Below are 15735 nucleotides of genomic sequence, written 5' to 3'. Positions count from 1 at the left end.
TAAGAATGTTTGCCTTCAATGAATGGGAAAACACTCTAATACCCATGAGATTTTAAACAGTTCATTATGAAATCATTATTAAGCGAAAAGATAAAAATACCATTGCTTTTTATGCAAAAAACAATGGTTATTAAGTCTATAAAAAAGTAATATTGCAAGATTATTTGACACAGTTGTTCCAATATATTTTTCAAAATGAATCAACTAATACCTTCTCAAAGAATACGTCTTTATTTCAAGTTTTTCCTATCAATAATACTGTTGATAAGCAGTGTTACGGGAGGATTTGCACAAGCGTTTGATGCTTTTCAAAATATTAAATTTGAGCATATTTCGGAAGGACTTTCTCAAAGTACAGTGACTTGTATTTTACAGGATAAAAAAGGATTTCTTTGGTTTGGAACAAGGAATGGACTGAATCGGTATGATGGCGTAAAATTTACCACTTTTGAAAACATTTTGTCGGATAGCACCTCCATTAGTCACAATTACATAACTACGCTTTTTGAAGATACTAAAGGTAATCTTTGGGTAGGTACAATGGAGGGCGGACTAAATCTATTTGATAAGGAAAACGAAACCTTCAAACGTTTTAAAAGTACGCCACAAGGAGGGCATATTAGTCACAATAATATCACTTGTATTTATGAAGATTATCGTCATAAACTCTGGATTGGTACCGAAAATGGCTTAAACTATTATGTACCAGAAAAACAGGATTTTGTTTATTTTAAATACATCAATAAAAATGCTAAAAGCCTCAGCAATAATAATATTTCAGCGATTTTTGAAGATGAACAATTTAATCTTTGGTTGGGTACAAAAGGCGGTGGACTTAAACGTTTTGATCAAAAGAATCAAAAACTGATTTCTTATCTCAACGACGGGCATAATCCTAAATCTATCAGTAATAATGTTATCAATACTGTTTTTAAAGATTCAAAAAAACAAATTTGGGTAGGTACACAAAATGGGTTGAATCGGTTAGTTCAAATTCCCAATGGTATCTATTTTGAACATTATCAGCACGAAAAACTCGACCCCAATAGTCTTGGCAATAACGTAATCGTTTGTCTTTCAGAGGATTTATTAGGGAGAATTTGGATTGGCACACAACTCAATGGCTTATATATTTATGACCAAACAAAGCAGATTTTTTCTAATCTTTACCCTGACCCTCTCCAACCATACAGTATTAGTAGCAATTCTGTTTGGTCGGTGTATCGAGATAAAACTGGAGCAATGTGGCTTGGCGTTAGAAACAGAGGACTTAATAAATGGGATTTTCATCAAAAACAATTCAAACATTATAATGTAAGTATTGCGGGAAATCAAAAGCTTACCAACAACGATGTAACTTGTTTTGAAGAAGACCAATTGGGTAATCTTTGGATTGGTACAGACGGGGGCGGACTTCGTTATTTTGATAAAAAAACTAACCAATACACCCACTATTTTTATAACCCAAAAGATAAAAATAGTCTTGGTAGCAATGCCGTAATTTCGTTGCATACCGACAAACAACAGCGTTTGTGGGTTGGTACATGGGGCGGTGGACTCAATTTGTTCAATGCCCAAACCCGTACTTTCAAACACTATTTACATACTGATAGCAAAGGGGTAAATATGAAAGGTAAAAATGTCTATGCCATGTATGAAGATAGTTTTGGGAATTTTTGGGTTGGAACGTACTATGACGGACTCAATTTGTATGACCCGACAACGGATTCTTTCAAGCAATTTTTAAACGAGCCCAATACTCCGAATAGCTTGGGAAGTAACCTAATTTCAGTAATATTTGAGGATAGTCGTAAAAACTTGTGGATTGGAACAAATGGTGGCGGTTTGGATAAACTTAACCGTAAAAATGGCAATTTTTCTTTTACACATCATAAGTTTGAAGGCAACAAATCGGGGCAAATTGGAAGTAATTTGATTAACACAATCACCGAAGATAGCAAACATAATTTGTGGGTTGGTACAAGTAAAGGATTTTATCAGTTTGACTACAACAAAAACATTTTTACTGAATATTCTAAAGAAAACGGACTGCCCGACAATGTGATTAATGGCGTTTTAGAAGATTCTAAAGGCTTTCTTTGGATTAGTACCAATCAAGGAATTTCAAAATTTAACCCTTCAACGCAAAAATTCATAAACTATTCGGTGGCTGATGGATTGCAATCTCCCGAATTTCTAAAAGGGGCATTTTTCAAAAGTAAATCAGGAGCATTTTTCTTCGGAGGAATCAATGGTTATAATAGCTTTTATCCAGAAAAAATTAGAGACAATAAAAAACAATATCCGCTTTATCTGACAGAACTCAAAATCAACAACTTACTCGTTAAGCCAAATCAACCTAATTCTCCTTTAGAAAAACATATTAGCGAAACCCAAACCATCACTTTATCGCACGACAACAACGATTTTAGTATCGGATTTGCCTCCTTAAACTATTCAGCACCCAATGCACTTTTTACATACACGCTCGAAGGCTACGACAAAACATGGAAAACCACAAGCATGGACAGAAGTGCAAGCTATGCCAAAGTACCTTCGGGTTCATATATTTTTCGTGTTAAAAGAGTAGATACCAACGACAAAACGGAGGTCAAACTACGCATTCATGTATTACCTCCTTGGTGGAAAACTTGGTGGGCATATCTGTTTTACAGCCTGATAGCCATTGCCTTATTGTGGTGGTACAGACAGCTCATTATTAAGCAATTAAGACTTGAAAGTGATTTAAAATTGGAGCATTTAGAACTCACCAAAATGCAAGAAATGGAACGCTTAAAATCAAGTTTTTTTGCTAAAATTTCTCATGAATTTAGAACTCCATTAACCATGATATTGAGTCCTTTGAAAGATATGTATCAAGAGCAATTTGAGGGAAATTACAAAAATCAATATCAATTAATGATACGAAGCTCTGAACGTTTATTACGATTAATCAACCAATTACTGGATTTATCAAAGCTGGATTCTGGTAAAATGACGCTTGTTTCTACAAAATTCAACTTAATAGATTTTCTAAAAACCATTTTTTTATCATTCGATTCTTTTGCCCATAAAAAAGGAATTTCTTATGAATTAAACTGCTCGGAAGATGCCATTTTTGTATTGGCAGATGCTGATAAACTTGAAAAAATAGTTACCAATTTACTTTCCAATGCCTTTAAATTTACCGAAGTTGGAAGCATAGAATTATCCATTCAAACATTGGAAGAGGCTTCAACTCGTTTTGTAGAAATACTCGTTTCTGACACAGGCATTGGCATTCCAGCAGATAGTTTAAATTACATTTTCGACCATTTCTATCAGGTAGTTCATAAACATCATACCAGTGAAGGCTCAGGCATAGGATTGGCTCTAACGAAAGAACTGGTTGAACTCCATCAAGGAACAATTGATGTGACAAGCCAAATTGGTAAAGGAACTACTTTCCGTATTTTATTGCCAATCTGTGCAAGCATTCAACAAACGCCTGCAAAATTGGCTCAGCAAAACGGAACTATTACCGATTTTGAGCCGATTTCAATGGTTGACGGTTCGGCACTTACCTCAACGGATACTCAAAATGATGAACTACAACCGCTTATTTTATTGGTAGAAGACAACGACGATGTACGAAATTATCTTCATGTAAGGCTTTGTAAAAAATATAATGTAATTGAAGCCACAAACGGAGAAGAAGGGCTACAATTATGTTTGGAAAGAATACCAGATTTAATTATTTCAGATATTTTAATGCCCAAAATGAATGGAATTGATATGTGTAGAGCGTTAAAAAATGACGTTCAAACCTCACATATTCCGCTTATTTTATTGACTGCCCAAACGGATTCTGCCAATAAAATAGAAGGACTTGAAACTGGAGCAGACGATTATGTATCAAAACCTTTTGACTCTAATGAGTTGGAAATCAGAGTTAAAAACTTAATTAATTCCAGAAAATTATTAGCAGAACGCTTTGCACAAAGTCGGAAATTAATTCTTGAACCTTCCGAAATTACGATTACGCCTTTAGATGAATTATTCATGAAAAAAGTATTGGTTTGTATTGAAGCCAATATCTCAGATTCCGATTTTCGAGTAGAAGACCTTGGAAAAGAATTGGGTATGAGCAGAATGCCACTTTACAAAAAAATTAAGGCACTGACAGGACAAACGGCGGTTGAATTTGTTAGAAATATGCGTCTTAAACGGGCAGCACAACTACTAAAACAACAACAATTAAATGTATCAGAAATAACCTATGAGGTGGGTTTTACAGACCTTCAATATTTTAGAACTTGCTTCAAAAAAGAATTTGGCGTAAGTCCATCTGAATATGCAAAATTTGGTTCAGAAGAAAATGCGAAGGGAATTATAGGTTAGTTTTGAGTTGTGTATTGGTCGCAGACAAATTTAGAGCACAGATTGAACTGATTATACAGATTTACACTGGGACACACAGTCTGGGACTCACAGTCTGATAAAATAATACCAATTTTAAAGATTTGATGTGTACTTTACGGAAGTCGTCGTTCAAAACGACGACTTCCGTTGAGACTCAGATATGCAATACCTTTTTAAAATTAGTATAAAGTAAAATCAGTGAAAATCAGTATAATCCGTTTCATCAGTGGTCTATCGTTTGTCTTGTGACAAACCCTTTATTGTTCCGAAATTTATTAATTCTACCTTGGCACTCTTGAAAAGCCTACGGTTATTTTTAGGGCAATTTTTCAAGAGTGCCAATGTAGAATTAAGGTAAAATCAATGCTTACAAATCCTTCAAAGCCTCATATACTTTTTTGAATTTGTTGAAATTATTTTGATAAACTGTAAAATTATTAGCGTTGGGCATAAATACTTTTTCTTCCATCTCTTGCTGACTTGCTTCGATACCGAAAGCCATAAAACCGATAAGAACTGCCCCCCAAGCTGAACTTTCAATATCTTGCGTAACAACCACTTTCATCTGGAAAATATCCGCCGTAAGTTGTAACCAAAAATCACTTTTTGTAAAGCCACCACTGGTCATTATCACCACCTCATCACGTTCTTTTTTATCAGGCATTAAGACTTCCGTAATGCTCAATAAACCGAATAAAATCCCTTCAATGGTTGCTCTAATAAAATGAGATTTTGTATGATTAATCGTAATTCCTAACAAAGTTCCTTGTGCTGAAGCATCCCAAATAGGGGCTCTTTCTCCCAATAAATAAGGGACAAATATTAGTCCATCTGCCCCCGCAGGAGCTAATTCTGCTTTGGTTAAAAGCTCTTCAAATGATTCTTCAGACTGTAAAATAGTTTCTTTTAACCATTGTAAAATAACTGCTCCGTTATTGACCGCCCCCAATTTAAGGTACTGACTATCAACTAAATGATAACATTGTGTTCTCATTTTATGGTCAATAAATGGTTTATCAATTGGCAAACGAACTGCCCCGCTTGTGCCGATTGTTAAAGCCATTCTACCTTTCTGCATTGCTCCTGTTCCCAAATTGGCTAATGCACCGTCTCCCCCACCTAAAACTAAAGTAAAGTTTTGCTTTAAACTGTTAGCCGTATGTCTTGGAGAAACAATAGAAGAAAGTTGATTTTCACGAATACCAAGATGATTTAAAATGGTTGAATCCCATTGTAGGTTTTCAATATTCATCATTCCTGTCCCAGAAGCCATCGAAGAATCTATCACATATTCGCCCGTGAGTTGATGCCAAACATATTCTTTTATACTGATGAATTTGTGGGTTTTAGCAAAAATTTCGGGTTCATTTTCTCTTAACCAAAGAATTTTGGTCATCGGAGAAAATGTATGAATGGGCAAACCTGTACTTTTATAAAATGCTTTTCCTAAATCGCTATTTTTTAGGTTATTGGCAATTTCATTTGCTCGATTATCAGCCCATAAAATAATATCTGTCAGAGGATTTCCATCTTTATCAATGGCAATAATACTCTGCATTGCCGAGCTAAAACTGATAAATTGGGAAGTAATATTTGTGGATACTTTATTGATACATGCTAAAACTGCCGATAAAATTTCAGATGGTTTTTGGATGCTCCAATCGGGTTGAGGGTGGTACATTTCGTAGCAAATACTACAATGATTAACCACTTTGCCTTCTTGGGTAAAAACCATTGCTTTTGTGGCAGTTGTTCCAATGTCTATGCCTATATAAAAATGGTTCATTGATTCTATATTGTAACGATAAGAATTTTGCGTCGATTAAAAAGACCACTGATTAAACAGATTATACAGATTTACACTGAGTAAATATTCAATAAAATCTGCGTAAATCTGTTTAATCCGTTAAATCTGTGGTCTAATTATTATTTCTTCTCAACCGCATGACCGCCAAACTCATTTCTGAGGGCTGCAACTACTTTTCCAGAGAAAGTATCTTCCATTTGAGAACGATAACGCATCATTACGGACATCGCAATTACGGGAGTTGGAACGCCTAAATCTAAGGCTGTTTCTAAAGTCCATTTTCCTTCGCCCGACGAGTGCATAATGCCTTTGATTGAATCTAATTGTGGGTCTTTTGAGAAAGCTTTTTCCGTTAATTCCATCAACCAACCACGAACTACTGAGCCATGATTGAACATTTTAGCCGTTTTTTGGAAATCAATATCAAACTCAGAATGTTCAAAAACCTCAAAACCTTCTGCAATGGCTTGCATCATTCCGTACTCAATTCCGTTGTGAACCATTTTGGTAAAATGTCCGCTTCCTGCTGCTCCTGTGTGTAAATATCCATTTTCGACAGAAATATCTTTGAATACTTTTTCCACATAAGCAAACACTTCATTTTCACCGCCAATCATGGTACAAGCTCCGTTTAAAGCTCCAGAAGTTCCGCCAGATGTGCCACAGTCTAAAAAGTCTATATTTTTAGTTTTCAGATAATTATATCTTCTTTTTGATTCTTTGAAATTAGAATTTCCTCCGTCAATAATTATATCGGCAGGATTCAAAAATGGCAATAAGGCTTCAATTACTTTATCTACAATTTCACCAGCAGGAACCATCAACCAAATTACTTTTCGGTTGGTCAATTGTTTACATAATTCTTCAATAGAATTGCCTGTTTTGATTCCTTCAGCAGCTATTTTTTGAACAAAATCTTGGTTTACGTCATTAGCAACCACGTCATAACCATTTCTTTTTAAATTAAGGGCAAGGTTAAATCCCATCTTGCCTAATCCTATAATTCCGATTTGCATATTCTTTTGTTTATAATTAATTCTTCAAAGGTAAAATAAAGACTCCATGAAAACATGAAGTCTATGAGGTTTATGAGATTGAAAGGTTGATTTGTAATGTATTTTATAAGTTCTTACGTAAAAAATGGATGATTTGGTAGGGGTGAATAGCATTCACCTACATTCAATTTATGACTTGGGCGAATGCTATTCGCCACTACCAAATCGTCCGATTCTTTTTTTAGCTATACCTGTTTTACTATTTATCCCACCAAACTTTTGCGTCTAAATCATCCGCTCCCATTCTTGTGATAGCTTCTTTGACATTTACGCTATTGACCGAAATTTCTGAATTTGGATACGTTAATCTTCTGATAAAATTACCTTTGATACTTTTACCAGGAAACGGATTTGGAGCTAAATTAGGGAAACCACTTCTTCTGAAATTCGCAAATGCTTCTGGACCATTCAAGAAAGAAGCGACCCAATATTGCGTGTTTATTTGTTCCAAAGCCGTACTTGCATTGTATGGATTTGCTTTTTGATAAGTATCAATTGCCGAAGCAGAAACTGCCGAATTAGCATCATACAAAGCCATTTGCTCCATGTGCAATTTTACACCTTTATTGAAGAAAGATTCTGCCGTTGCTCCTGTAATCCAGCCACGTTGGGCGGCTTCTGCTAATAGTAATTGCGTTTGAGCAGCCGTTACCAAGAACATTGGCGAAGTCGTTTTTGCCATGCGAGTACGGTCAACTTGACTATAATCATAAAAACTTGCCAATTTTGATTTCGTAACTTCCGTTCCAATTGAGCCATTATCAAAGCCAAAAGGCATTCCAATTTGTTGCGTTGGGTCAGTAGTTGCACGAGCAGATGTTTGGTCATTTCCAGATTTTGCACCAACGTATCTTAAAGCAATTGATTTTAATCTTGGGTCGTTGGTTTGTTGTAAAAAACTAACAAATGGAGCTCCCAAATAAATATTACTCGATTCAGTCGAATTAAGTGTTTGTCCTAAAGCATTCAAATAATTGGCATCGTGCTTGATAAACGCATTATCAGAATTAACTTCCATAATTCCTGCTTGAAAAGCCTTTTGAACAATTGATTGAGCTTGTGTAGCATCAATTTTAGTCAATCTCATTCCTGCACGAAGCAAAACAGAATTCCCAAATTTCTTCCAAAGTGCGATATTTCCACCATACAAAACATCGGCAGTTTCTATCGTTTTTGAAGCATCCAAAGCGGCAATTGCTTCGGTCAATTCTTTAGTAATTCCTGCGTAAACGGTTTGTTGTGCGTCGTATTTTGGAGAAACCAATTGGTCTATATAGCCTTTCCCTGCTTCTGAGTAAGGAATATCACCGTAAGAATCTGTCAAAACTAAAAAACTATACGCTTGTAAAATACGAGCCATGTTGTAAAGATTACTTCTGGCTGGCAAGTTTTTAGTCGTTGAGATTACATCATAAGTATTGCGAATTACTGAACGATAATAACGTTGCCAATTTTGTTGGGTATTATCACGAATATCTTGGTTATAATTCGCACCTGCTAACACCCCAGAATTGGGCGAAACCATTTGTTGCACAATGCCAAGTTCATAAATAATAGTTGCCGCAGGAAACGAAGTATTTACGGTAGCGTTATTTAAAGTAAAAACGGGATTAATTGACGTGGCAGCCGTTTTGTTGATATTTAATTCATCAAAACCTTTGTCACAACCACTCACAAAAACGCTAAGAATAACGCCTAAAATGGTGATTTTACTAAAATATTTATATCTAATTTTCATAAGAATTTTCTTTTATTTTTTGAAATAATATGTTTCTCGGAGAGTCACAGAGAATAGATAGACTGTAAAAAAGAGTTCCGTAAACTTTCCGAAAGTTGAAATATTTTTGGTTTCATTTTATCTACGTGCCAAAACTACGTACCAACCCTAAAACTTAGCATTCAAATTAAACCCAATACTACGAGTAGTTGGCAAACCCGTTGATTCCATACCCACCAAGTTATCAGAAGAATAACCGAATGAATCAGGGTCAATATTTGGAACCCATTTCTTAATCAAGAATACATTATTGGCAGTTAAGCTCAATTTAAGCGTTTTTACAGGGAATGATTTTGGCAAGAATTTAGTTAAATCGTAACCCGCCGTAATCTGACGTAATTTCCAATATCCACCGTTATAAACCACAGGCTCAATAATTGCCTGTGAACGAACCACCGACCAATAATCTTGAACAGGAGCTTTAACGGTGTTTGGCTCCCCTTTTTCAGTAACACCTACGCCTACAACTCCGCCTTCACGACCTTCCAAAGTCATTTGGTGCAAACCATGACGCACCGCATTGAAATTTGTACCTGACAACATCATATTTCCCAATTTGAAATCAATCAAGAATGAAAGTGTTAATCCTTTGTAATTAAACGAGTTAGTAATTCCACCCATCCATTTTGGTAAAGCACTGCCGTAAGAAATTAAATCTGGAGTTCTTAATGGAATACCATTTGTTCCAAAAATCATTTGTCCTTGGGCATTTCTCTTGAAACCAAAACCATAAATTTGTCCCATTTCTTGTCCAACTACTTGGCGAACTTCACCGTTAAAAACGTGTGTTCCTGTCGTAATTCTTTCGCCTTCTTTATCGGTCGTCAAACTCAATACTTTTGTGATATTATACGAACCATTCATGGTTACATTCCATTGAAAGTCTTTACCTTTTACGGGCGAAAAGTTCAATAACATTTCTAAACCATTGGTTTGGCTTTTACCACTGTTAATCAATGAATTGGTGAAACCTGAGGCATCAGAAATTTGTGCTGAAACAATTTGGTCGCTGGTAACTTTACGATATGCCGATAAATCTATCGCAAGTCGATTTTGGAATAATTTTAATTCTAAACCAATTTCAGACTCAGAAGTACGCATTGGTTTCAAATTAGCGTTTGGAACTGTTGCTCCAGAAGAACCACCAACTGGTTGTAGGTTACCCGCTGGATTGGCGAATAAGTTGGCATTGATGGCGTAAAATAAATTATTTGAATATGGAGAAACGTCAGTATCGCTACCTACTTCTGCATAAGCAACTCTCAGTTTTCCAAAACTCAACCAATCTGGAATGTTTGATAATGATTGAGAAAATACATAACTACCTGATACTGAAGGATACAAAATGCTTCTATTTTCTTTTGAAAGCGTTGAGAACCAGTCATTTCTGGCAGTAACATTCAAGAATAAAAAGTTTTTGTAAGAAAATTCACTTGAACCATAAATTGAATTTACTGACCTTTCAGACAATCCATAAATGGGGTCTTTTACACGTCCGTTCATCACAGTATATAAATCACGAACCACAAAATCAGTTACTTGGGTAGAGTTTACATCAGAACGACGATACATTTGGTTACCTCCAAGGTTCAAGTCAATACCAAAATCTCCAAAAGTTTTGCTTGCCATTAATAAAATGTCGGCGTTAGTTTCTCTGAATCTGCGAGATTCTTGGGTATAAACACCATTGACAAAACCCACAGGAGCAGGTGTAAGAGAGGCTTGTCCCGTTGGGAAGTTATTGTAATCTTGGTCACGTGACCAATAATCTTGCCCCACTCTACCTTGAACCGAAAGCCAATCTAATAATTTATATTTTACTGAGATATTTCCGAAAATTCTATCACGGGTGATATTTTGAAATTGTTGAGAAAGCGTAAAATACGGATTGGTTCTGTTTTTAAATCTTGAATAAACGTACTCGTCGCCATTGGCATCAAATTTCTTAGCATCTAATAAATCAAAAGGCATTGAGTTTGCCATATTATACACCGCCGTTGGAATTGAGTTATCTTGGTTGGCAATATTAGGCGGGTTTTTATTAAACTCATTTGAATAATTTACGTTACCCGAAATACTTAGTTTTTTAGTAATATCATAAGCATATCCCAAATTTATCGTCTTGCGGTTAAACGTGTTATTTGGCACAATTCCTTTGTTATCCATGTTAGCAAACGACAACGTAAGTCCACCTTTTTCGGTGTTTGAAGAAATAGAAACCGTATTGGTAAAGTTAGTTCCATCTCTAAAAAACGTTCTAATTCTGTTATATACAGGTACATAAGGCACAGTTACACCATCAAAAAGCACTTGGGTCATACCCGGTTGGAATTTTTCTCCAAACGACCATTGTCCCGAAGTTGGATTAGCTGTCGTTGGGCGAATTCCGTTTTCACCTTGACCATAAACGTATTGATAATCTGTAAAATCTAAAGGCGTATCATTGGTAAAATTTGAGTTTAAAGAAACGCCAATTCCTTTTGAATCACCCTTTGTTTTAGTCGTAATCATAATTACCCCATCTTTCGCACGTGAGCCATAAAGTGCTGCTGCGGTTGCACCTTTCAAAACGGTCATGTTTTCAATATCATCTGGGTTTATACTTGAAAGTCCATCGCCACCATCAGATGTATTTCCACCGCCACGCACACCAATTGAATTATCAGATGCGGCATTACCGGGGTTTGTACCAAAGTTGGTATTATCAATCGGAATACCATTCACAACGATTAGAGGGCTATTTTGACCCGAAATAGAACTTTGTCCCCTGATTCTAATTTTAGACGTTCCAGCAGGGCCAGTTCCCAAAGGAGCAATGTTTACACCTGCAATTTGTCCTTGCAAAGCGTTCATAAAATTGGGCGTTCTATTTTCAGTTAAAGCCTCACGATTGATAGTAGAAACGGCATAACCGACTTTTTTCGCATCTTTTTTGATACCGAGAGCCGTTACCACTACTTCTTCTAAATTTTTATTATCTTCAACCAATACAACATCAATTGTTGTTTTACTACCAACAGTTACCTCTTTTGTTGCATAACCAACGGCACTAAAAATAAGGGTCGCATCGTTGCCAACGGCAATTTTATAATTTCCAACGGCATCTGTACTTGTTCCTCTATTGGTGCCTTTAATTTTTACAGCTACGCCTGCAATTCCACCATTAGATTTATCAGAGACAAGTCCCTTAATGGCTAAATCTTGTGAAAATGACACAATTGTATATAACATAAAAACTATCGCCAAAACAGATTTGGATAGATTTTGTGGTATATAAAGACCATTTAGTCTAATTCTTTTCATATTCATTAATGTTAATTGAGTGATTTTGAATAAACTTTGAGTTAAGATTTGTTAAGTTTCAGGAAGTCAACGATGCAAAAATTCATCATTATTTAAAGAAAAACTTTCATTTATTTACGGCGGTGGATTTTGTAATATTTTGATGAATAATTGACCTAATTTTACTCGACGATTTTTGATAACCGATGAATCCATTTATCTTGTGCCAAGGAAAGTCGAAAGAATTAGCTTCTTTCCCGCACATTATTGACTTTGCCAACCATAAAATTCAAAATATTCAGCTCAATTCTCAGGAAATTCAAGCAAGCGAAGGCATTAAAATTTGCTTGATTACTGAAGGAAAATTTGATTGGAATATTGACGGACAGCAGTTTTTACTCTATCCGAATGATATTTCTGTGACCAGTCCATGGCAGTCAATTGGAAGCACTAAAGGAGCTTATGATATTGGTTCATTAATGTGGATTACGATAAAACCAAAACTCTTTGAACCGACTGGAGAATTGATTTTGGGAGATTGGAGTGGCATTTCAGAAACCGACCAAAGAGTTATCGGTAAACTGTTGTCGCTCAATAAAAAGCCTGTTTTGAGTCGTTTAAAAAACTGTCAGCAATTATTTCAAAACCTTGCTTCAGAATTATTTTCTAAAGAATTAGGCTACCGTACCCGCATCAATCATTTAATAGATGAATTGTTAATTACGGCGGTTAGGCATTTGAGTAAACAGGATAATCTCAGGCGAGATTTCCCTCAAACTTTTTTAAAATTGGAACAGACTTTGAGAGAAAATCTTGCTCATCCGTGGACAGTTGAAGAAATGGCAGGATTAGTTGGTTTAGGCACAACGGCATTTACTGAAAAAGCAAAAGCATTTTCTGGATTTTCACCTTTGAATTATCTCATAAATATTAGAATTTCGGAAGCAATTAAATTATTAAACCGTGAAGATTTAAGTTTGACCGATATAGCATTGGAAACAGGCTTTTATTCATCACAACATTTTTCCTCAACTTTCAAAAAACTAACGGGTTATACGCCTCGTGAGTTTAGAAAAAAAGAATAAAATAGGTATGAATTATGAGGTCTTCGCAATAAATTTTGAATCAATACAATCTTTGATGTTCACGATTTATGCTAAATTTCAAAATTCATACCTCATAACTCATAACTAAAAAAACATGGATTGTCTGCTTACCATCGACATAAATACTTCAACCGTTAAAATTCATGCTTTTGATATGAATGGGAAGGTTATTTGCTGCAAAAAAGGCTCGTATCCTACTTTTCACCCGCAACCTGATTACAGCGAACAAGACCCCGAACAAATATATATAACCACTTTATACATACTCAAAAATTTGTTGAATGAGTATATTCATCCGAAGAAATACAAGGTAAAAACTATCTGTTTCAGTTCATCAATGCACAGTGTTTTACCAGTTGATAAAAACGGGAATCCATTAGGTAATGCCATTATTTGGGCTGATAATAGAGGTGTAAAAGAGGCAAGTTTACTAAAAACTTTGCCTCAAAGTGATAGTATTTTTCACACAACAGGTACGCCAATTCACCCAATGTCTCCTTTGATGAAAATTTCATGGATAAAAAATCATGACCAAGAAAGATTCGCACTGACTTATAAATTTATTTCACTTAAAGAGTACATTATCAAGCAATTAACGGGCGAATATGTAATTGACCACAGCATTGCTTCATCGACAGGTTTTTTTGATATTCATAAACTTAAATGGCATCAAGACTCTCTTGATTTTGCAGGTATTACTGCCGACCGTCTTTCTGAACCCGTTTCTGTATTTAATTCGCAAGTATTTTTGAAAAAAGAAATTTGCAGTACGCTCGGTTTACCAAACAAAACGCACATTATTATTGGGGCGAGTGATGGGTGTTTGGCAACACTTGGGGCGGGTATTGTTAGTGCAGGAAAAGCAACCATCACAATTGGGTCGAGTGGTGCCGTGCGTGTTGCAGGAAAGGACGTTCTACGAGATGAAAAACAGCGTTTTTTTAACTATCTTTTAGCAGAAGGGCATTATGTTTCTGGAGGACCAACCAATAATGGTGGGGTCGTTTTTGAATGGTTTGCTCGTCAATTTGGTAATTTTTCTGGAGATTTAGATTTTGAAGACGTACTCAACGACTTATTCAAAGAAGCCGCACAAGTAAAAGCAGGGGCTGACGGATTACTTTTTTTACCCTATTTATTAGGAGAAAGAGCTCCCCTTTGGAACGCCAACGCTCGTGGACTATATTTTGGTTTAAATATCAATCACCAACAAAAACATTTTGTCAGGGCTACTTTAGAAGGCATTTTATTTGAAGTTTATAGCATTGGTAAAATCCTTGAAACGCATCGAGATTTTGACAGTATTTATATCAACGGAGCGTATGCGACTTTACCATTATGGACTCAAATTTTAACGGATATGTTTGGAAAAACAATCCATATAAACAATCATCGTGACAGTGTGGCAATGGGAACGGCTTTGTTGGCTCTTACGCAATTGGGCGTTTATCAGAATTTAGAAGAGGCGGCAGCTACGGTAAAATCAGAAGAAACGTATCAACCTCGAAATGAAAACCATGAAACTTACATGAAATATTTCAAGATTTTTGAAAAGTTAAGCTACAAACTTACCGATGAATTTGAAGAGATTGTCACCCTTCAACAACAAGATTAAGGTTTAATTATACTCAGCGAAAAGCGACTTGCGAAAAAGCGAATAAGCGAATAAGTAAACTACTAAAAACCAATAGATTACATAGTTCCTTTTGTCAAATCTCAATCCGTTAAGTATAATCATTAAAAAACGCTGGCAAGGTATAAAACATTTGTCAGCGTTTTTATTTGGCTTTGCCCCCTCCTACTCCATCAAGTTTAGCCTTGTACGAAATTTACGTAAATCTTTGAAAATCAAAGTTTATGATTATGGTAATGCTTAAATACAGTGTTTAATAAGTTTCTTCAACTTCCCGAAAGTTCTTTACCCGCAATGGATATTGTTTCGGGAAGTTCTACAAGATTTTGGAATAAAAATTATCCAGATAACTTATCAATACTTCGCTACGATTTTGAGTATCATTTAAAAAAATAAGGGTAAAGTTTTAGTTTTGTTTTGCGAACTAACCAAACTTTACCCCATGAGCGTAGAAACACTCACGAGTGCAATATTGAGAAAAATGTCATTGATTGGCAAGTGGCAAGCCAAGTTTTTTTTAGAGTTAGTACAAACCTGGTTGTCTTTGAAGGGTCGATATACTTTTGAGAATCTATCTCGTCAAGGAGAAATGAGTTCAGAAAGTTATCGTTCTAATTTTTCCAATTCATTTGATTTTAAGACGTTTAACAGATATTTGTTTGAGTATGTTGGTT

The 15735-nt window shown here is 35.5% G+C and carries 8 protein-coding genes; 4 read left to right on the top strand and 4 right to left on the bottom strand.

All coding sequences use genetic code 11. From position 1 onward, the window contains the following. The first annotated feature begins 195 nt into the window (after positions 1-195). Positions 196-4380, top strand: coding sequence for a hybrid sensor histidine kinase/response regulator transcription factor (locus tag LV89_RS16930; protein ID WP_109744109.1), 4185 nt, complete (start codon positions 196-198; stop codon positions 4378-4380). Positions 4381-4768: 388 nt separating this feature from the next. On the opposite strand, the gene LV89_RS16925 is transcribed toward LV89_RS16930, so the two are convergent. The 4 genes from LV89_RS16925 to LV89_RS16910 all read right to left on the bottom strand — a co-directional run bounded on the left by LV89_RS16925 (position 4769) and on the right by LV89_RS16910 (position 12343). Continuing rightward, positions 4769-6187, bottom strand: coding sequence for a gluconokinase (locus LV89_RS16925; protein WP_109744108.1), 1419 nt, complete (start codon positions 6185-6187; stop codon positions 4769-4771). Between the two features lie 140 nt (positions 6188-6327). Then, the gene (gnd, locus tag LV89_RS16920; RefSeq protein WP_109744107.1) at positions 6328-7224 is read right to left on the bottom strand and encodes a phosphogluconate dehydrogenase (NAD(+)-dependent, decarboxylating); all 897 of its coding nucleotides are present in this window, start codon (positions 7222-7224) and stop codon (positions 6328-6330) included. Between the two features lie 238 nt (positions 7225-7462). Further along, complete coding sequence (locus LV89_RS16915) at positions 7463-9001, bottom strand: SusD/RagB family nutrient-binding outer membrane lipoprotein (protein ID WP_109744106.1); 1539 nt, start codon at positions 8999-9001, stop codon at positions 7463-7465. A gap of 147 nt (positions 9002-9148) precedes the next feature. Then, positions 9149-12343 carry a SusC/RagA family TonB-linked outer membrane protein gene (locus LV89_RS16910; RefSeq protein ID WP_109744162.1) on the bottom strand — a complete coding sequence of 1065 codons (3195 nt, stop codon included), beginning with the start codon at positions 12341-12343 and terminating at the stop codon, positions 9149-9151. Positions 12344-12528: 185 nt separating this feature from the next. On the opposite strand from LV89_RS16910, the gene LV89_RS16905 reads away from it, so the two are divergent. From LV89_RS16905 to LV89_RS25610, 3 genes are all read left to right on the top strand, one after another. Further along, positions 12529-13407 carry a helix-turn-helix transcriptional regulator gene (locus LV89_RS16905; RefSeq protein ID WP_109744105.1) on the top strand — a complete coding sequence of 293 codons (879 nt, stop codon included), beginning with the start codon at positions 12529-12531 and terminating at the stop codon, positions 13405-13407. A gap of 115 nt (positions 13408-13522) precedes the next feature. Continuing rightward, complete coding sequence (locus tag LV89_RS16900; protein ID WP_109744104.1) at positions 13523-15043, top strand: gluconokinase; 1521 nt, start codon at positions 13523-13525, stop codon at positions 15041-15043. A gap of 460 nt (positions 15044-15503) precedes the next feature. Further along, positions 15504-15735: hypothetical protein (locus tag LV89_RS25610; protein ID WP_211321223.1), on the top strand; the 232-nt coding region annotated here is incomplete at its 3' end.

Source organism: Arcicella aurantiaca, from assembly GCF_003148625.1.
GTDB classification, from domain to species: Bacteria; Bacteroidota; Bacteroidia; order Cytophagales; family Spirosomataceae; genus Arcicella; species Arcicella aurantiaca.
The sequence above is the reverse complement of the archived record's forward strand: the minus strand, read 5'-3'. Positions and strand labels throughout refer to the sequence as shown.

What these genes read in the sequence shown, in the direction of transcription:
- LV89_RS16910 (WP_109744162.1), bottom strand. Translation starts at nt 12,343, where the DNA reads ATGAAAAGAATTAGACTAAATGGTCTTTATATACCACAAAATCTATCC.
- LV89_RS16915 (WP_109744106.1), bottom strand. Translation starts at nt 9,001, where the DNA reads ATGAAAATTAGATATAAATATTTTAGTAAAATCACCATTTTAGGCGTT.
- LV89_RS16930 (WP_109744109.1), top strand. Translation starts at nt 196, where the DNA reads ATGAATCAACTAATACCTTCTCAAAGAATACGTCTTTATTTCAAGTTT.
- LV89_RS16900 (WP_109744104.1), top strand. Translation starts at nt 13,523, where the DNA reads ATGGATTGTCTGCTTACCATCGACATAAATACTTCAACCGTTAAAATT.
- LV89_RS16925 (WP_109744108.1), bottom strand. Translation starts at nt 6,187, where the DNA reads ATGAACCATTTTTATATAGGCATAGACATTGGAACAACTGCCACAAAA.
- gnd (WP_109744107.1), bottom strand. Translation starts at nt 7,224, where the DNA reads ATGCAAATCGGAATTATAGGATTAGGCAAGATGGGATTTAACCTTGCC.
- LV89_RS16905 (WP_109744105.1), top strand. Translation starts at nt 12,529, where the DNA reads ATGAATCCATTTATCTTGTGCCAAGGAAAGTCGAAAGAATTAGCTTCT.